The 19,682-nt window shown below is 44.4% G+C and carries 16 protein-coding genes; 10 read left to right on the top strand and 6 right to left on the bottom strand.

What is annotated here, in order from left to right; all coding sequences use genetic code 11:
* Positions 1-96 precede the first annotated feature (96 nt).
* Both ACED42_RS03585 and tldD read left to right on the top strand, forming a co-directional pair.
* Positions 97-909 carry a carbon-nitrogen hydrolase family protein gene (locus ACED42_RS03585; protein WP_009847844.1) on the top strand — a complete coding sequence of 271 codons (813 nt, stop codon included), beginning with the start codon at positions 97-99 and terminating at the stop codon, positions 907-909.
* A 19-nt stretch (positions 910-928) separates the two neighbouring features.
* The gene (tldD, locus tag ACED42_RS03580) at positions 929-2,374 is read left to right on the top strand and encodes a metalloprotease TldD (protein ID WP_371701438.1); all 1,446 of its coding nucleotides are present in this window, start codon (positions 929-931) and stop codon (positions 2,372-2,374) included.
* Between the two features lie 104 nt (positions 2,375-2,478).
* On the opposite strand, the gene ACED42_RS03575 is transcribed toward tldD, so the two are convergent.
* A complete protein-coding gene (locus ACED42_RS03575) occupies positions 2,479-3,858 on the bottom strand; it encodes a PhoH family protein (protein ID WP_009847842.1) in 1,380 nt (459 codons plus the stop codon).
* A gap of 419 nt (positions 3,859-4,277) precedes the next feature.
* Between ACED42_RS03575 and rapA the strand changes: the two genes are divergently transcribed.
* The 3 genes from rapA (at position 4,278) to ACED42_RS03560 (ending at position 9,099) form a co-directional block, all read left to right on the top strand.
* Complete coding sequence (rapA, locus tag ACED42_RS03570; RefSeq protein WP_102250497.1) at positions 4,278-7,187, top strand: RNA polymerase-associated protein RapA; 2,910 nt, start codon at positions 4,278-4,280, stop codon at positions 7,185-7,187.
* A gap of 180 nt (positions 7,188-7,367) precedes the next feature.
* Positions 7,368-8,102 (top strand): bifunctional tRNA pseudouridine(32) synthase/23S rRNA pseudouridine(746) synthase RluA, encoded by a 735-nt coding sequence (rluA, locus tag ACED42_RS03565; protein ID WP_371701436.1) that lies wholly within the window; start codon positions 7,368-7,370, stop codon positions 8,100-8,102.
* 34 nt (positions 8,103-8,136) lie between these two features.
* Positions 8,137-9,099 carry a D-2-hydroxyacid dehydrogenase gene (locus ACED42_RS03560; protein ID WP_371701435.1) on the top strand — a complete coding sequence of 321 codons (963 nt, stop codon included), beginning with the start codon at positions 8,137-8,139 and terminating at the stop codon, positions 9,097-9,099.
* A gap of 92 nt (positions 9,100-9,191) precedes the next feature.
* Here ACED42_RS03560 and ACED42_RS03555 read toward each other — a convergent pair whose 3' ends face one another.
* From ACED42_RS03555 to argR, 4 genes are all read right to left on the bottom strand, one after another.
* A complete protein-coding gene (locus ACED42_RS03555; RefSeq protein WP_371701433.1) occupies positions 9,192-9,629 on the bottom strand; it encodes a universal stress protein in 438 nt (145 codons plus the stop codon).
* 107 nt (positions 9,630-9,736) lie between these two features.
* Positions 9,737-12,316, bottom strand: a complete 2,580-nt coding sequence (locus tag ACED42_RS03550; RefSeq protein ID WP_009847836.1) for a TRAP transporter permease — start codon at positions 12,314-12,316, stop codon at positions 9,737-9,739.
* Between the two features lie 255 nt (positions 12,317-12,571).
* The gene (locus ACED42_RS03545; protein ID WP_009847835.1) at positions 12,572-13,540 is read right to left on the bottom strand and encodes a TAXI family TRAP transporter solute-binding subunit; all 969 of its coding nucleotides are present in this window, start codon (positions 13,538-13,540) and stop codon (positions 12,572-12,574) included.
* Positions 13,541-13,883: 343 nt separating this feature from the next.
* A complete protein-coding gene (gene argR, locus ACED42_RS03540) occupies positions 13,884-14,354 on the bottom strand; it encodes a transcriptional regulator ArgR (RefSeq protein WP_004735909.1) in 471 nt (156 codons plus the stop codon).
* Positions 14,355-14,686: 332 nt separating this feature from the next.
* On the opposite strand from argR, the gene mdh reads away from it, so the two are divergent.
* Positions 14,687-15,622: a malate dehydrogenase gene (gene mdh / locus ACED42_RS03535; protein ID WP_009847834.1), complete on the top strand. Its 936-nt coding sequence runs from the start codon at positions 14,687-14,689 to the stop codon at positions 15,620-15,622.
* A 129-nt stretch (positions 15,623-15,751) separates the two neighbouring features.
* Entirely contained in the window at positions 15,752-15,943 is a 192-nt protein-coding gene (locus tag ACED42_RS03530) for a hypothetical protein (protein WP_017100846.1), read from the top strand.
* 88 nt (positions 15,944-16,031) lie between these two features.
* Here the strand turns inward: ACED42_RS03530 and ispB are convergent, their stop codons facing one another.
* Positions 16,032-17,003 carry an octaprenyl diphosphate synthase gene (gene ispB, locus ACED42_RS03525; RefSeq protein ID WP_009847832.1) on the bottom strand — a complete coding sequence of 324 codons (972 nt, stop codon included), beginning with the start codon at positions 17,001-17,003 and terminating at the stop codon, positions 16,032-16,034.
* A 268-nt stretch (positions 17,004-17,271) separates the two neighbouring features.
* On the opposite strand from ispB, the gene rplU reads away from it, so the two are divergent.
* The 3 genes from rplU to cgtA all read left to right on the top strand — a co-directional run bounded on the left by rplU (position 17,272) and on the right by cgtA (position 19,355).
* Entirely contained in the window at positions 17,272-17,583 is a 312-nt protein-coding gene (gene rplU, locus ACED42_RS03520; protein WP_004740823.1) for a 50S ribosomal protein L21, read from the top strand.
* Between the two features lie 19 nt (positions 17,584-17,602).
* On the top strand, positions 17,603-17,860 hold the full coding sequence (gene rpmA, locus ACED42_RS03515; RefSeq protein WP_004735905.1) for a 50S ribosomal protein L27: 258 nt from the start codon (positions 17,603-17,605) through the stop codon (positions 17,858-17,860).
* Positions 17,861-18,182: 322 nt separating this feature from the next.
* Positions 18,183-19,355, top strand: a complete 1,173-nt coding sequence (gene cgtA / locus ACED42_RS03510; RefSeq protein WP_009847831.1) for an Obg family GTPase CgtA — start codon at positions 18,183-18,185, stop codon at positions 19,353-19,355.
* Positions 19,356-19,682: the final 327 nt, after the last annotated feature.

Here is a 19,682-nt window from a genome sequence, read left to right as displayed (position 1 = left end):
AATCTTAAATTAGCCGAAAAGACCTTAGTATCCTAATCAGTTAATATACGGTGAAATGCTGATTTCTGAATCATAATGAATGTAGGAGCGATAGACATGGATTGTGTTGGGTTGATTCAAATGACATCAGGCCCTCGCCCTGACTTGAACTTTGATTATCTTGCTCAAGAAGTAGCAAAGTGCAAAGAGTTGGGGGCTAAGTGGGTTGTGTGCCCTGAAAACGCGTTAGTCTTTGGCAGTAAAGCCGACTATCACCAGTATGCTGAGCCTCTAAATGATGGTCCACTGCAAAAGAAAGTCTCTGAGCTAGCAAAGCTTTACCGAATTTGGATTGTTATTGGCAGTATGCCGATAAGCACAGCTAAAGGCGTGACTACCACAACTTTGGTGGTTGATGATTTTGGTTGCTTAGTGGCCCATTACGATAAGCTACACATGTTTGATGTGGATGTTGCTGATGCACATAAGTGCTATCGAGAATCGGATATTTTCACGCCCGGTGACCGAGTGGTAACAACGGAAACGCCTTTTGGTCGCTTAGGTTTGAGTATTTGTTATGATGTGCGCTTTCCGCACTTGTATTCAGAGTTACGCAAGCAAGGTGCACAAATCATAGTGGTACCGGCAGCTTTTACCGCAGTAACAGGGCAAGCTCACTGGGAAGCATTATTAAGATGCCGCGCGATCGAAACGCAATCGTGGATTATCGCGGTAGGGCAAGGCGGAAATCACCCTTGCCAAAGAGAAACATGGGGACACTCAATGGTGGTTGATCCATGGGGACGAGTGGTTGCACAACTAGACCAAGATCCTAAAAGTATGGTGGTTGAGATAGACACATCCAGTTGCGAATCAATCAGGCAAAATATGCCAATCGCGCAGCATTCTCGATTTACCAATCAATTTTAATTACAAATAAGAGCCATTTATGAGCATCAATCAAATTGAAGAAGCGCTACTAAACCCAACAGGGCTGACGGAGCAAAATATCGCAGATACATTGGCGAGCATTGCTACCCGCCAAATTGATTATGCTGATATCTACTTTCAGTCAAGCTGGCATGAATCTTTAGTGCTAGAAGACAGCATTATTAAAGACGGCTCTTTCAATATCGATTGTGGTCTTGGTGTACGAGCGGTATCTGGTGAAAAAACCGGTTTTGCTTACTCTGACCAAATCCAATTGGATGGCCTTAAACAGAGTGCAATCGCGGCTCGCGGTATCGCTAAGCAAGGGCAAAACGGTAAGGTACAAGCTTTCAAGCGTAACTCTAACCAAGCTTACTATGATGCAGTTAACCCGCTAGCAAGCTGGGAAAAACAGCAAAAGACAGAATTACTTAAAGCGCTTGATGCTTACATTCGTACTAAAGAACCGATGGTAACTGAAGTATCGGTGAGCCTAAGTGGTGTACATGAACAGATGCTTGTTGCGGCAACTGATGGTACTTTCGCTGGTGATATTCGCCCGTTGGTTCGTTTATCAATTAGCGTACTTGCACAGAAAGGCGATCGTCGTGAACGTGGCAGTGCCGGTGGCGGTGGTCGTTTTGGTTACGATTTTTTCTTAAGTGATGCTAACGGTTTTCAAGTTGCTTACCAGTTCGCTGATGAGGCCATTCGCCAAGCATTAGTTAACCTTGAAGCGGTTGCTGCGCCTGCTGGTGCAATGCCTGTGGTTCTTGGTTCTGGTTGGCCAGGTGTTCTACTGCATGAAGCGGTAGGCCACGGTTTAGAAGGTGATTTCAACCGTAAAGAGTCTTCAGTATTTTCTGGCAAGATCGGCGAGCAAGTTACATCAAGCCTATGTACGATTGTTGATGACGGTACATTAACGGATCTACGCGGTTCATTGAACGTTGATGATGAGGGTGTTAATGGTCAGTACAATACGCTAATCGAAAACGGCATCTTAAAAGGTTACATGCAAGATAAGCTAAACGCTCGTCTAATGGGTGTAGCACCTACAGGTAACGGTCGTCGTGAGTCTTACGCGCATCTTCCAATGCCACGTATGACGAATACATACATGCTGCCGGGCGAACACACACCGGAAGAGATCATTGCAACGGTTGAGAAAGGCATCTACGCACCGAACTTCGGTGGCGGTCAGGTTGATATCACATCAGGTAAGTTTGTGTTCTCAGCTTCTGAAGCGTACATGATTGAAAACGGCAAGATCACTCACCCAGTGAAGGGCGCGACGCTGATCGGTTCTGGTATCGAAGCAATGCAGCAGGTGTCTATGGTCGGTAATGACCTAAGCATTGACCGTGGTGTTGGTGTATGTGGTAAGGCTGGTCAAAGTGTGCCAGTGGGTGTTGGTCAGCCAACATTGAAGCTAGACTCGCTAACCGTCGGTGGTACTGAGTAAAGCTGATTAGCCTCTGAAAATTCACTGTAAAGATAAATTGAAAAGCGCCTCTATTGTGAGGCGCTTTTTGTTTATAGGTTACTGGTTCAGTGAGCGCGCAGAGTCTACATGTTCTCTTCCGCGAACTCAGCCAGTCGGCTACGCACCACACCATTGAGGTGGATGTTGGCACTGCCTTCGAAGTTTTTAAAACGCTCAACCATGTAGGTGAGCCCCGAGGTTACAGGAGTTAGGTAGGAAGAATCTATCTGCGCTAGGTTTCCTGAGCAGACGATCTTGGTCCCTTCACCACAACGGGTGATGATGGTTTTGATTTGTGAAGCGGTAAGGTTCTGACACTCATCCAAAAGCACAAATGCATTCTGAATTGAACGGCCACGCATAAAGTTAATCGATTTGAACTGGATGTTGGCTTTATCACAGATGTACTTCATCGAGCCTTCTGTGCAGTGATCGTTCTTGTGCAGCGCTTCCAGTGTATCAGTCACTGCAGCTAACCAAGGCAACATCTTCTCTTCCTCTGTACCCGGAAGAAACCCTATCGACTCACCTATATCAGGTGTGTTTCGGGTTACGATGATCTTATCGAACTGTTTACGTTCAATAGTTTGTTCAAGTGCAGCTGCCATGGCTAACAGCGTCTTACCACTCCCCGCTGCGCCTGTAAGAATCACCAGATCAATATCAGGGTCGAGCAGGGCATCGATCGCCATGCCTTGATAAACGTTTTTGGGTGTGATGTCCCATGCTCTGCGATTCATTAGTCTTTCGCGACTGAGGTCTCTTAGTGTAATACTTTCAGTTTCAATCTCTTCGACTCGAGCGGCAAAGTCACTTTCTTCGTCAATCACATACTGGTTGAGAAAGGTTGGCTCGAACGGCGCTCTTGCTAAGGTGTGCAGCGTCTTTCCGCCTAAACTTCTGCTCTCGACATTATCGATACCATCCCAAAATGAGCCTTCCAGTTGTTGGAAGCCTTTGGTGAGGTATTGGATATCATCAATCAATTGGTCGGTTTGATAGTCTTCAACAAAACGGACACCGGCGCCTTTGGCTCGTAAACGCATGTTGATGTCTTTGGTGATAAGAACCACTTCGCGTGGCGCGCGTTTATTTTGAAGATAGAGGACTGCGTTGAGGATTCGGTTATCGCCAGCTTTGTCATCGGCGAAGGCTTTGATGCTTTCTTGAAGTTCGTAGTCAGCGAGTATTGAAATACTGCCAGATGCGTTTATGTCTTTAGAAAAAGGGATGCCTTCCGATATTTGGTCTGGTGTGGCTTCCCTGAATAAGTCTTCGAGCGTTCGAATCGCAATTCTCGCATCTCGAGCAACATCTCTTTTACTGTCTTTGATTCTGTCGAGTTCTTCTAGCACTGTCATTGGGATAACGACATCGTGCTCTTGGAAAGAAAATATAGCGAAGGGTTCGTGAAGTAGGATATTGGTGTCTAAAACAAATAGCTTCCGGTTGGTCTCGCCCATAGCATCTCCTTGCCGACGTGCGGCTTGCCTTGCATTCATTGAACGTAGATTAAGCTCATATAAAGGTTAGTATCTGATTCTAGTGATAGTCAACAACTCACCTAAACTTCATTTGAGAGCTGCATTCTGCTCTCCATAGAATAACCATGATTTTTTGACAGTTTGATTGCACTTATGAAAACAGAAAAAAAGTATGAAATCGTCTCCTTTAGGCGTGACCTAAATCACAGCATCGAGTAAGATTAGCGACCTTTTTCTGCACCATTTTCTCAAGATATTTATTATTAAGAGCGCACTTAAAAAGTGGCTGCAAACTAGGCATTTTTGGCTATATTTTTAGTTCAAGAGCAATAACGTTCTTGTTTGAAATTGCAGTTAGAAAGACCAAATTCCAACTATAAGATTGAGGTAGTCGATTCATGACATTTGCTTTGGGGCAACGCTGGATAAGCGATACGGAGAGCGATTTAGGTTTAGGTACCGTTGTAGCAATGGATGCTCGCACAGTGACAGTAATGTTTGCTGCGTCAGAAGAAAACCGCGTCTATGCACGCACAGATGCTCCCGTAACCCGAGTGGCGTTCAATGTAGGCGATGTCATCGAATGCCAAGAAGGTTGGTCTTTATCTGTTGAAGAAGTTATCGAAGATAAAGGGCTACTGACTTATTTGGGTACTCGTGAAGATACTCAAGAGACAGAGGTGACTCTGCGTGAAATCTTTTTAAGTAACCAGATCCGCTTTAACAAGCCACAAGATAAGCTGTACGCAGGTCAAATCGACCGTATGGATAACTTTGTGTTGCGCTACCGTGCTTTAAGCAACCAATACCAACAACATAAGAGCCCAATGCGCGGCTTGTGTGGTATGCGTGCAGGTCTTATCCCTCATCAGCTTTACATTGCTCATGAAGTGGGTCGTCGTCACGCTCCGCGTGTTTTACTCGCCGATGAAGTTGGCCTAGGTAAAACCATAGAAGCGGGTATGATTATCCACCAACAGGTGTTGTCTGGCCGTGCTGAGCGTATTCTGATTGTGGTTCCTGAAACACTACAACACCAATGGCTAGTTGAGATGATGCGCCGTTTCAACCTGCACTTCTCTATCTTTGATGAAGAGCGTTGTATTGAATCTTTTGCAGAATCAGATAATCCATTCGATACACAGCAATACGTCCTGTGTTCTTTGGATTTCCTACGCAAGAGCCGTAAGCGCTACGAGCAAGCACTTGAAGGTGAATGGGATTTGTTGGTTGTCGATGAAGCGCACCACCTTGAGTGGAGCCAAGACAAACCGAGCCGCGAATACCAAGTGGTTGAAGGATTAGCTGAAAACACATCTGGCGTATTACTACTGACAGCGACCCCTGAACAGCTTGGTCGTGAGAGTCACTTTGCGCGTCTTCGTCTGCTTGATCCTGATCGCTTCTACGATTACGAAGCATTCGTTGAAGAAGAAGACCAATACGCGCCAGTTGCTGATGCTGTAACGGCATTGTTCTCTGGCGTGAAGCTTGAAAACAGCGCGAAGAACCAAATTACAGAACTTCTGTCTGAGCAAGATGTTGAGCCACTGTTCCGTGTTATCGAAGGTGATAGCAGCGAAGAAGAGCAAGCCTTAGCTCGCCAAGAACTTATTGATAACCTTATGGATCGCCATGGTACTGGCCGTGTTCTTTTCAGAAACACACGTGCTGCAATCAAAGGCTTCCCTAAGCGTAATGTAAATCTACTGCCGATGGATATTCCAACGCAGTACACAACCTCGATGCGTGTATCGGGCATGATCGGTGGCAAGATGGCGCCAGAAGCTCGAGCGATGAAGATGTTGTATCCAGAAGAGATCTTCCAAGAATTTGAAGGTGAAGATTCAAGCTGGTGGCAGTTCGATTCACGTGTGAACTGGTTGATTGAAAAAATCCAAGACAAGCGCAGCGAAAAGATCCTAGTGATCGCTTCTCGTGCAAGTACTGCTTTGCAATTAGAACAAGCACTGCGTGAGCGTGAAGGTGTGCGTGCAACGGTATTCCACGAAGGCATGTCGATTCTAGAGCGTGATAAAGCTGCGGCTTACTTTGCTCAAGAAGAGGGCGGCGCTCAGGTTCTTATCTGTAGCGAAATCGGTTCTGAAGGTCGTAACTTCCAGTTTGCTAACCAGTTAGTGATGTTCGATCTTCCGTTTAACCCGGATTTGCTTGAACAACGTATTGGTCGTTTGGACCGTATCGGTCAACTTCGAGATATCGACATTCATGTCCCTTACCTAAAAGGCACATCGCAAGCGATTCTAGCGCGTTGGTTCGATGAAGGTTTGAATGCATTCGCAGAGACTTGTCCTACTGGTCGCACGGTTTACGATAAGTATTCTGATGTACTGATCGAAATGCTGGCTTCTGGTAACACTGAGCAGCTTGATGAAGTCATTGAAGAATCAGCGAAGCTCAATCAAAGCCTGAAATCGGATCTAGAAAAAGGCCGAGATCGCCTACTAGAGATGCATTCAAATGGTGGCGATAAAGCCCATGAGATTGCTGAAAAGATCGCGTCTACTGATGGTGATACTAACCTAGTTTCTTTTGCACTGAGCCTGTTTGACACCATTGGTCTGAACCAAGATGACAAGGGTGAAAATGCGCTCGTTGTGACACCTTCTGAACACATGATGGTGCCAAGCTACCCAGGCTTACCTTATGAAGGTGCAACGATTACGTTTGACCGTGAAACCGCGCTTTCTCGTGAAGACATGAATTTTATTAGCTGGGAACACCCAATGATTCAGGGCGGTATTGATCTGCTATTGAGTGAAGGTGTGGGTGCGTCTGCGGTATCTCTACTGAAGAACAAAGCGCTGCCAGTCGGTACGATTCTACTTGAGTTGGTTTACCTTGTTGATGCACAAGCGCCAAAGCGCAGCGGTATCAGCCAGTTCCTGCCTAAGACGCCGATTCGCTTGATGATGGATGGTCGTGGTAACGATTTATCTGCTCAGGTTGAATTCGATAGCTTTAACCGTCAACTAAGCCCGGTAAACCGTCATTTAGCGAGCAAGCTAGTGAACTCGGTACAAGGTGAGATTCACAAACTAATCGAAGCAGGTGAGACGCATGTACTGCCGAAGGTTGAAGAAGTTCGTCAACAAGCTCAGAAAGATATGCAAACTAACTTGAACGGTGAGTTAGAGCGTCTACAAGCGCTTAAAGCGGTTAACCCTAACATTCGTGATGAAGAGCTAGAGGTTATCGAAGCTCAAATCAACGAACTGACAGGTTACATCAGCAAGGCTCAGGTTCAGCTTGATTCGCTACGTTTGATTGTGGTTTCTCACAACTAGTTTTGAATTAGCGAAATGCTTTAACGAAATAAGGCCTTCATCACGAAGGCCTTATTTGTATCTGTAGTTTGGTTAAACTGTAGCTGGGTTAAAGCTTAGCGCTCGATTATATTCCTATCTAGTGAACAATCGCGAAATAAAGTAAAAAATCAAAACTTCCTTAGTAGTTAAGAGGCTCTAGTGGCGTTAGAACAGTACACACCACCACGTGAACCGTGGACTGATATTATCTATCAAGATGATGATATTCTTGTGGTGAACAAGCCTGCAGGCCTACTTTCGGTGCCGGGGAGACTGCCAGAACACTACGACAGTATGTGGAGTCGGTTGGTTGTGGATTTTCCGGAGATTCAGGTTGTGCATCGGTTGGATGTGTCGACATCAGGCTTGATGCTATTGGCTAAGCATAAGCAGGCTGAGCGGAATTTGAAGAAGCAATTTCAATATCGACTGACACACAAACTTTATTACGCACGAGTGTGGGGTTCAATGGAAGACAAGGAAGGTTTGATTGATCTTCCTCTTATTTGCGACTGGCCGAATCGTCCTAGACAGAAAGTGTGTTTCGACGAGGGTAAACCATCTCAGACTCGCTATGTGGTTGAGCAACAAGAGGCTCAAACGACCTTATTGAAGCTACTGCCTATCACCGGCCGCTCTCATCAGTTGCGTGTGCATTGTATGGAAATAGGGAATCCAATTGTGGGCGACGAGTTTTACGCAACGCCTGAAGCTTTTGAGTATAGCGATCGGCTAGCTTTACATGCGTGTGAACTGAGCTTCTATCATCCAGCGAACAACCAACTGTTCAAAGCCTTCGTGCCTTGTGATTTTTACCCTCAAGCATCGCCACAAATCGAGCAGCACTTTGAAATTGCGCCAGAGCTTCCAGACTACAGTAAGCCAAAAGCTTAGAATGGTGCCATCAATACCAATGCAAGGACGTACAATGCCGAAGTTGAAAGTGGTCTTTCTCGACAGAGCTACCATCCCATCTCAAATACATTTAAAACCCCTTAGCTTTGAACATCAATGGGTTGAGTATGACTTCACTTCGCCAGAACAAGTGTCTGAACGAATAGAAGGCGCTGATGTGGTTATTACCAACAAGGTCGTGCTTAACGAATCGAATTTGGCTCAAGCACAACAACTTAAGCTAATAGCTGTTTCAGCAACGGGTGTGAACAATGTCGATGTTGGCTACTGCAAGAGTAACAACATAGCGGTGACAAACGTCCAAGGCTACGCGACTCAATCGGTACCTGAACATGTTATCGCGATGCTATTTACGCTAAAGCGAAACCTCGTTGGTTATCATCAAGATATCGAGACAGGCGAGTGGCAAAAGGACAAACAATTCTGTTTCTTTACTCATCCGATTCAAGATGTTGCAGGCAGTACATTGGGCTTAATAGGGAGTGGTAGCTTAGGGCAAGCGACCGCGATATTAGCAAAAGCGATTGGTATGAATGTCATCTTTACTGAGCGCAAAGGGGCAGATTATTGTCGAGAAGGGTACCTACCTTTTGATACGGTGTTACAGCAAGCGGATGCGATCAGCTTACATTGTCCATTAACTGAAGCGACTCGAAATCTGATTTCAGAGCGAGAGCTAACCATGATGAAATCAAGTGCGGTATTAATTAATGCTGGCCGTGGTGGACTTGTCGATGAGCAGGCCTTAGTTGAAGCTTTGAAAAGTAATGAGATTGCAGGTGCGGGCATGGATGTGTTTACACAAGAACCTGCAGATAATTCGAATCCACTATTGGCTAACAGCCACTTACCTAATTTACTGCTAACACCACATGTGGCGTGGGGCAGCGACAGTTCAATTCAAAAACTGTCTGAGATCTTAATCGATAATATTGATGGGTTTGTTGCAGGTAATCCGCAGAACTTAGTGAGTTGATTGAAGAATTGAATGGTGCAAGCACAAAATAAAAAAAGGTTGGTTTTTAGGCCAACCTTTTTAGATTTAGATCGTTGTGTCGATTAAGTGATTTAGCCTTGCGGCTTAACTACCAATACATTGATTGGTGAGTTCTGAACCACTTTGCTTGCAACAGAACCAAGTACAACCTTGTCGATTTTTGAACGCTTATGACTAGGCATCACGATAAGATCTGCCCCTAGTTTCTCTGCGCAATCAAGAATCGTTGTGTAGGTCTTGCCTTCGGCAACGTGAACTTTATAGATCACATCATCGTCGATATGCTTATCAGCAAATTCTTTCAGCTGATTTTTAGCATCAAGCTTCATTTGGTTTGCTGCATCTTTCGGGAAGTAAGACGCTACCATCGACATGTGGATGCCCGGTAATACGTTCAGAATGTGGATCTCAGCATTACTGTGTTTCGCGTGCCATACCGCTAGCTCGACCGCTTTATCAGAAAAGCCTTTGTCGTTCAGATCAACGGGAACAAGGATTTGTCTATACATGTATTCGTCTCTTTTTGAGCAGCGCCGAGTACATACCAAGCGCTGTAATTATCTTTTCCATGTAGTAAAAAAGCCAAATAGAGTAGAGCGCTATTTGGCTCTATCCATTACGCGCTAATCTCATCCTTACGAGCACGCCTTCTTTGGTTCATCGCTAAACCAATCAAAATTAATAGGGCAGGTAAGAATACCCACTCTTTCATTGGTCGTTCTGCATCTTGGATAACGGATTTAATTTCCCAATCAAAGTCAATGCCAGCGGCTTCAGCAGGGCTACCAAACTCAACCATATCAACAATCATCTTGTCGTCAGCTTGGGTCAGCATTAGGCCCATTGAAGCAATGCGGTCTTCACTTGTTGTCGCAGAATCTTCAAACGGAAGGCGAACTGTTTTCTCAGAATAGTTACCTTCTAAGTTTTCGCCACCGACTCTCAATTCAAGTGATTGTCCCACAGATAGATTTTCTGTGATTTGAGCGATCTCAACTCCAGGTGAAAGAACTTTCTCTGGATAAATCATGTCCCACCAGAAGCCAGGGCGGAAGAAAGAGAAGGTCAGAACGATAAGCAGTATAGTTTCCCACCACTTGTTCTTAGTGAACCACCAACCTTGTGTCGCTGCTGCAAAGATAAGTACCGCAGTAACCGAAGAGAAAATCGTCAGTGCTAAGTGCCACCAAGAATCAATGCCCATCAACAGTAGTTGGGTGTTGAAGATGAACATGAACGGCAATATCGCGGTCCGGATATCGTAGGTAAAACCTTGAATACCGGTACGAATCGGGTCTGATTTAGCAATCGCAGCGGCCGCAAATGCAGCCAAACCTACCGGAGGTGTATCGTCCGCAAGAATACCGAAGTAGAACACGAATAAGTGAACCGCAATCAGTGGAATGATCAAGCCGTGTGCTGCACCTAAGGTAACAATTACTGGTGCCATCAATGTTGATACAACGATGTAGTTCGCCGTTGTTGGCAAGCCCATACCTAAGATCAAGCTGATTACCGCAGTGAATAACAACATTAGAATGATGCTACCGCCTGAGATGAACTCAACAAAATCGGTCATTACAAGGCCGATACCTGTCAGCGTTACCACGCCTACAACCGTACCTGCTGCAGCTGTCGCTACACCGATACCGATCATGTTACGTGCGCCTGAAACTAAGCTCTCTGCTAGATCAACGAAGCCTGCTTTTGTTTGTTCTGCGAGATCGTCTGATTTGTTCATCAGAGTCATTAAAGGACGCTGAGTGATCAGAATGAAGATCATGAACACGGTCGCCCAGAATGCCGATAGACCTGGAGAGAAACGTTCAACCGTTAAACACCAAACTAGAACTACGATAGGCAGTAGGAAGTGAAGGCCAGACTTAATCGTTGGGCCTGGATCAGGTACTTCTGTTAGGTTCTCGTCGATTTCCATGCCACCTTCAGCTGCGTATTTAGCAGAAACACGAACCAGAGCGACATAAGAGACTAATAGAGCAACAGTCACAATTGGTGTGGCTGCAGCGCCAAAGACATCTTTTGTCCAGCCGACACCGTAGTAAACCGCAGCACTGATGACACATAGGCCTAAGATAGTACCAGTGAAAGAGAGTAGGCTTTGCACTATAGTTGGTGTGTGACGACGAGGTAAGCCCGTCATACCTGCTTTACATGCCTCTAAGTGAACAATGTAAATCAGGGCGATGTAAGAGATCAGAGCGGGCAGTAGTGCTGCTTTGATTACTTCTACGTAAGAGATGCCCACGTACTCAACCATCAAGAATGCTGCTGCACCCATGATCGGTGGTGTTAATTGACCATTGGTTGAAGCTGCGACTTCTACTGCACCCGCTTTTGTTCCCGGGAAACCAACACGCTTCATTAGCGGGATAGTAAAGGTACCTGTGGTAACTACGTTAGCAATCGAAGAACCTGATACCAGACCAGATAAACCAGATGCTACAACGGCTGCTTTCGCTGGGCCGCCCTTCATGTGGCCAAGCAGAGAGAATGCCACTTTGATGAAGTAAGCACCTGCACCCGCGCGCTCTAGCATTGCACCAAACAGTACGAACAAGAATACGAATGACGTTGATACGCCAAGAGCAACACCGAACACACCTTCTGTTGTTAACCACAGATGCGACATTGCCTTGTTCAGGCTCGCACCTTTGTGGGCGATAACGTCTGGCATGTGTGGACCGCCAAAGGTGTAAAGTAGGAAGACTGCTGCCACAACCATAAGAGGTGGACCTAAAGCGCGTCGTGTTGCCTCAAGCAGCAGAACCATACCGAATACGGCCGCAACAATATCGAATGTTGTTGGTGCACCCGAGCGTTCAGCGAGTTGAGTATAGAAAATATAGATATAAGAAGCTGAAAAGCTACCTACAAGCGCTAATATCCAGTCGACGGCTGGGATGCGATCCCTAGGCGAATTCTTCATGGCTGGATAAGCGGTAAAGGCTAGGAAAATAGCAAACGTAAGGTGAATTGCTCGAGCTTCAGTGTCGTTTAAAATTGCGAAGTTAAAAATGAATGGCAGCGGAGATGCATACCAAAGTTGGAACAGTGACCAACATAGAGGCACAAACCATAAAATACGGCCTTGGATACCACGAGGGCTACGCGCACCAGTATCTGATTGTGCCACCATTTCTTGCACATCTGGAGACGGTGATGTTGTCTGCGTCATGTACTTTATCCTTATTATTGATGGTCTGCCTTTTGTTACGAACAACTAAACGTGATTTCTTTCCTATCTAGTGTAGTGAATGGATAGAGAAATGCGTTCTTTGTTCGTCTTTGTCTTAGGCTTGATACGAAGGTAAGTCCTCCAAATTGGAGAAACTTAAAGGGTTGTTCTTTTCACTTAAATTATTTTTATAAAACGTGAAAAGCCAATAAGGAGGACTAGCCTCCTTATTGGTTTAGTAGGCTTAAAGTAGAGTTACTTTAGAAGACCTACTTCTTTGTAGTATTTTGCGGCACCTGGGTGAAGAGGGATAGAGATACCCGCTTTAACCATGTCTTCTTTTTTCAGGTTAGCAAATGCTGGGTGCAGACGTTTGAATGTTGCGAAGTTTTCAAATACTGCTTTAGCAACGTTGTATGCTACTTCATCCGAAACGTCTGAAGTTGTTACCATAGTTGCAGCAACACCGAAGCTATTTACGTCAGCATCTGTACCGCGGTACATACCAGCAGGTACTGTGCTGTATGCGTAGTATGGGTTTTCAGCTACGATCTTGTCGATCTGTGGACCTGTTGCAGAAACCAGTTTTGCATCACAAGACGTTGTCGCTTCTTTAATTGATCCGTTCGGGTGACCAACCATGTAGATGAATGCATCAATCTTGTTATCACAAAGTGCTTGTGAACGCTCAGAACCTTTCAGTTCAGAAGCAAGCTTGAAGCTATCGTTAGTCCAGCCCATAGAGTCCATTACAACACCCATCGTTGCACGATCGCCAGAACCCGGGTTACCAATGTTGACACGCTTACCAGCTAGGTCTGAAACATTGTTAATACCTGCATCGGTGCGAGCGATGATGTTGAACGGTTCTGTATGTAGAGAGAACATCGCACGAAGTTTCTTGTATTCGCCTTGGTCTTTGAACTTACTTGTACCGTTGTAGCCGTGGTATTGCCAGTCCGATTGAACAACACCGAAATCTAGTTCACCAGCACGGATGGTATTAACGTTGTAGATTGAACCGCCAGTAGACTCGACAGAACAACGAATGTTGTGGTCTTTACGGCCTTTATTCACTAGCTTACAAATTGCACCACCAGTCGGGTAATAAACACCCGTTACTGAACCAGTACCAATTGTGATGAACTCTTGAGCGTTAACTGCGCCAGCGCCCATTACAGCAGCTGCAATAGCCCCAACTTTAATCAGTTTGGTAAATGCCATGAATTTCCCTTCCTTTATTCATTATTAACCCTGAAACAAGTGTAGTCGTTTCTGGAGTTTCCTATTTGGAAACGGCACCTTTTTCAATCCATGTGATGAAAAAGTGGCTGAATAATATCAAAAATTGGCAGAAAATTACTCAAATGTTAAAAGATATAGCGAAAAAATCTAACAAATGACGGTTGGATCTCGTGTTTGATTTGCTATTGAGTTTTTTAAAATCAATGAGTTAGTGATTTTTGGGAGAGGCGGGATAGATATCTTAGGATGTGATTTGGATCACGAACTAAATAGGTGTTTGTGATCCAATAGTAATGGCTGATAGTTATGAAACTGTGAGCAATTATCCTGCGTATTCAAACAGTTCGCATACAGAATCGAACAGTTGCTTAGTGGTAACTGATAAGGTTGGAGTAATGAAGATAGTATCATCTCCAGCAACTACCCCCAGTATGCCTTCTGACTTACCTAATGAATCTAATAAGCGAGCAATAAGCTGCGCGGCACCAGGGCCAGTGTGTATCACAACCAATGCATTGTTGTGGTCAATATCTAACACTAACTCTCTTAAAGAGCTCGAAACCGTCGGAACACCAAGTTCAGCAGGAAGACAGTAAACCATCTCCATTTTTGCATTGCGTGTTCGCACGGCGCCAAACTTAGTTAACATACGCGAAACTTTAGATTGGTTGATACTTTCAAAGCCTTCATGCTTCAGGGCATCGACAATCTCGCCTTGCGAACCAAAACGTTCTTCTTTTAGTAGTGATTTAAAAGCTCGAACTAAGTTGTCTTGTTTTTCTGTATTGCGCATATGTCATTCTTATTCATTAACAAAGATGTTTGCATATTCTCGCATACATATTCAGTTCTCGCCAAAATATCACGGTAATTTGTTAGTCATATCACTGTAAAAATTTAATAGGATAATGTGTTATTTAAGACGAGTTGTTTTGTCATTTCAAATGATTATCGCCATAATGCGAACTTGCTGTGTAGCACGGTTTTATTGACTTGCGCGAAGTCGCAAAGCTAGCGTTAATTGATTGTAATCACTTTGTGATTAATATAGTTTTTTAACTTAAATTTAGCTCAAGAATTACCCTACAAAGAATCTATAAGAGAAAGCTCTCAAGGAGAATAACAATGAAAGTAGCTGTTATTGGTGCCGCTGGTGGCATCGGTCAAGCCCTAGCCCTACTACTAAAGAACCGCCTGCCTGCTGGTTCAGATCTTGCACTTTACGACATCGCTCCGGTAACCCCGGGGGTTGCTGCCGATCTTAGCCATATCCCAACGCCTGTTTCGATCAAAGGTTACGCGGGTGAAGATCCAACTCCAGCACTTGAAGGTGCGGATGTTGTGCTTATTTCTGCGGGTGTTGCTCGTAAACCTGGTATGGATCGTGCGGATCTTTTCAATGTGAACGCTGGCATTGTTAAGTCTCTAGCTGAAAAAATTGCCGTTACTTGTCCTACTGCTTGTGTTGGTATCATTACTAACCCAGTAAATACAACAGTGCCAATCGCTGCTGAAGTACTTAAGAAAGCAGGCGTTTACGACAAGCGTCGTTTATTCGGTATTACTACTCTTGATGTCATTCGTTCTGAAACGTTCGTTGCTGAGCTGAAAGATAAAGATCCAGGCGACATTCGTGTTCCTGTTATCGGTGGTCACTCAGGTGTAACGATCCTTCCTCTGCTTTCTCAAGTTGAAGGTGTTGAGTTTACTGACGAAGAAATCGCAGCGCTAACAACTCGCATCCAAAACGCGGGTACTGAAGTAGTAGAAGCTAAAGCGGGTGGCGGTAGTGCGACTCTATCTATGGGTCAAGCGGCTTGTCGCTTCGGTCTTGCTCTAGTGAAAGCACTTCAAGGCGAAGAGAACGTGATTGAGTGTGCCTACGTTGAAGGTGAAGGCGAGCACGCACCATTCTTCGCACAACCAGTTAAACTTGGCAAAGAAGGCGCTGAAGCGATTCTTAGCTACGGTGAACTGAGCGACTTTGAACGCAATGCACTAGACAGCATGCTAGAAACGCTAAATGGCGATATTGAGATTGGTGTTGAATTCGCTAAATAAGCGATAGATAACTGAACTCTGCTAAAACGACAGTTAACGAAAGCCGATCATTGCGATCGGCTTTTTTGATCCTTGTATTCAACCCACTCGTAATCTTTTTCTAATCTCGAAGAATTAGAGTATCGAATTATGGCTAGAGTCCAAAAGGGAATGAATGTTAACTATCTAGGTCGCTTGGGCAAGATATTGGTTATCGATGAGCAAGAGCAGTTCGCGTTGTTTGAGTCTTACAATAGTCATAAGCAATATGCAGTTCCGTTGGAAGAACTTGAAGAGATCGAAGCGCAACTACCTCTATCGTTAGAATCGAGTCGTTATTGAGACCCTGAGTATTATCTAGCAGGATCAAAAAAAGAGCCAACAGGCTCTTTTTTATTATATAGCTGTCTATTTACTACTTAGCTTCTATTTACTTGCTACGTTTTACTGCAAGATGAGCTAGCGTAGTTAAAGCCTGCTTGTATTCTGACTCAGGAAGAATAGAAAGCTCAGCAATGGCTTTATCAGCTTCTTCATAGGCTTTATTGGTCGTGTACTCTAACGAGCCTGTCTCTTTCATGACAGACATAATGTCGTCGAGACGTTCCATACCATTAGCTTTTTCAATCGCTTCACGAATCATGCTTGCTTGGTCTGGGGAACCATTGCGCATTGCGTAAAGCAACGGTAACGTCGGTTTGCCTTCTGCTAGGTCATCACCAACATTTTTACCCATCTCTTTACCATCAGCGGTGTAGTCCATCACATCATCAATAAGCTGGAATGCTGTTCCTAGGTACTTACCGTAGTTTTGCATCGCCGTTTCGATCTCAGGTGTAGACTCTGTAAGAATTGCGCCGATTTGGGTTGCGGCTTCAAACAAACGAGCGGTCTTTGAATAGATCACCTGCATGTAGCTTTCTTCTGTGGTGTCTGGGTTGTTACAGTTCATCAATTGTTGAACTTCACCCTCGGCAATCACATTTACTGATTCGCTCATTAGCTCAAGGATCCTTAAAGATCCAAGCGTCGTCATCATCTGGAATGAGCGGGTGTAAATAAAATCACCAACCAAAACGCTAGCTGCATTACCAAAAGCCGCATTCGCTGTAGCTTTGCCACGTCGCATGTCTGATTCGTCGACAACATCGTCATGAAGCAGTGTTGCTGTGTGGATAAACTCGATAAAAGCGGCTGAGGTGATGTGAGCTTCACCTTGGTAACCAAGTGCACGAGCTGATAAAAGAGCAAGCAAAGGGCGTAGGCGTTTGCCACCACCGCTAACGATATAAAAACCAAGCTGGTTGATTAAACTTACGTCAGAATTAAGTTGGGCTTGAATTGTTTCATTCACTTTTGCCATATCATTGGCAGTAAGCGTTTGGATAGCTTTAAAATCCATTGTTCATCCGGCTGAAGTTAGACCCTGTAAGGCTTATACGTTGTATTTAATTGTTGAATAATACACTAAAAAACGTTGATTAATACATCACTTAAAGGCATCATTGCCGCACTTTTCTTTGGCGAACATGTTTTCGCCAATATTTTAAAAATATGGCTTGTCATAGCGGCATGATTCCCGTAGAATCTGCGCCCTATTGATTAGTTTAGCGCACACCCGAGTTGTAGAATTAACAACCATAGGCTGTGCGGAAAAAGCGGAGTAAAATATGTACGCTGTTTTCCAATCTGGTGGCAAACAACACCGAGTAAGCGAAGGTCAAACACTTCGTTTAGAGAAATTAGACGTTGAAACTGGTGCAACTGTAGAATTTGATAAAGTTCTTCTTGTTGCTAACGGCGAAGAAATCGCTGTTGGTGCACCTCTTGTTGAAGGTGGCAAGGTTACTGCAGAAGTAGTACAACACGGTCGTGGCGATAAAGTAAAAATCGTTAAGTTCCGTCGTCGTAAGCACTCGCGTAAGCAAGCTGGTCACCGTCAGTGGTTCACAGAAGTGAAAATCACTGGCATTAACGCTTAAGTATTAGGAGAGTTTAACAATGGCACATAAAAAAGCTGGCGGTTCTACTAATAACGGCCGCGATTCAGAAAGCAAACGTCTTGGTGTTAAGCGTTTTGGTGGTGAATCTGTTCTTGCAGGTAACATCATCGTTCGTCAACGTGGTACTAAGTTCCACGCTGGCACAAACGTTGGCATCGGTAAAGACCATACTCTTTTCGCTCTTACTGAAGGTAAAGTGAAATTTGCAGTAAAAGGTCCTAAAAACCGTAAGTTTGTAAGCATCGAAGCTGAGTAATTTAATCTTTTACTAGATTATTTATACTAGCTTTCAAGCTGAATTCAAAAGCCCTGCCGATTCGGCAGGGTTTTTTATTTATAGCGAGAATAAAAAAGTAGACGCTCTGGCTTTAGTTTGAGAAGCAATTTGGTGTTTGATAAACAGTTTAGTTTTGAGAAGCCGTTTGTTTTTTAAGAAACGGAAAGCAAAGAACCTCTCCTTATTTGTTCCTTGGTTGCAGATCGATCTAGATCTTAGGTGATCGATCTAAACACGGATCTGCTAGAATTTATATCACTCCTTGATGAGTGGTAACGCAACGTAAGTGCGGAGTTAAAAAATGAAATTCGTTGATGAAGCATCAGTAAAAATAGAAGCCGGTGATGGCGGTAATGGTACAGTAAGCTTTTGGCGCGAAAAATTCGTCGCTAAAGGTGGTCCTGACGGCGGTGATGGCGGTGATGGCGGTGATGTTTACATCCAAGCGGATGAAAACTTAAACACACTGATCGATTACCGTTTCCAACGTTTTTACAATGCAGAGCGTGGCGAAAATGGCCGCGGTGGTAACTGTACTGGTAAGCGTGGTAAAGATATGACCATGAAAGTACCTGTAGGTACTCGTGCTGTTGATATCCACACTAATGAAATCGTTGCTGAAGTTGCTGAACATGGCAAAAAAGTCATGGTTGGTAAAGGTGGTTGGCACGGTCTTGGTAACACGCGTTTTAAGTCGTCGGTTAACCGTGCTCCTCGTCAAAAGACAATGGGTACTAAAGGTGAAGTTCGCGAACTACGTTTAGAGCTTCTTCTGTTAGCGGATGTTGGTATGCTTGGCTTGCCAAACGCTGGTAAATCTACTTTTATTCGCTCAGTATCTGCTGCGAAACCGAAAGTTGCTGATTACCCGTTTACTACGCTAATCCCTAGCTTAGGTGTTGTTAGTGTTGTCCCTGAAAAGAGCTTCGTTGTTGCTGACATCCCGGGTCTAATCGAAGGTGCTGCAGATGGCGCTGGTCTGGGTATTCGTTTCTTAAAGCACCTTGAGCGTTGTCGTGTTCTTCTGCACATGATCGATATTTTGCCGATTGATGGTTCTGATCCTATTCAGAATGCACTGACGATCATTGACGAGCTTGAGCAATACAGCGAAAAAGTGGCACAGAAACCTCGCTGGTTAGTATTCAACAAAGTTGATCTAATGCCTGAAGAAGAAGCGGACGAAAAGATTCAAGAAATCGTCGAAGCTTTAGGTTGGGAAGGCGAGTACTTCAAGATCTCTGCTGTAAACAAGATCGGCACGAAAGATCTTTGCTTTAAACTGGGTGAGTTCATGGAGAACCTACCTCGTGAAGTCGAAGCAATTGAAGAAGAAGAAAAAGTTAACTTTATGTGGGATGACTACCATAAAGATGCGATGGCCGGTAAGAATGTCGTTACTGAAGATGACGACGATTGGGATGACTGGGATGACGAAGAAGATGACGGTCATGTTATCTATGTTCGTGACTAAGCCTCAGGGTTTCTTATAAATACTTTGGTCGCTTCTTCTAAAGCACACTGATAGTTTTACTAAACCGCAATGAAAATTGCGGTTTTTTTGTATCTAAATCATTATGTCTTGTCGAATTTTAATGCAGAATTTATTTCTAGATAATTATTACCAATCGTAGTAAATAACTGGTCACCCTAGCTTGTTAAAACGCTCGATAACTGCGTTAGAGATTTTGATTGTAGAATAACTACTTATCGAAAATCTCTGCCTTGTTCTCAAGCTTTTTTCCTGCGCTATTTCTGATCACTTACTTACTGTGATTGGTATAACGCCTATGGGAAGGAA

Origin of the sequence: Vibrio sp. FF145 (genome assembly GCF_041439075.1) — a bacterium.
Classification (GTDB): Bacteria; Pseudomonadota; Gammaproteobacteria; order Enterobacterales; family Vibrionaceae; genus Vibrio; species Vibrio tasmaniensis_A.
The sequence above is the reverse complement of the archived record's forward strand: the minus strand, read 5'-3'. Positions and strand labels throughout refer to the sequence as shown.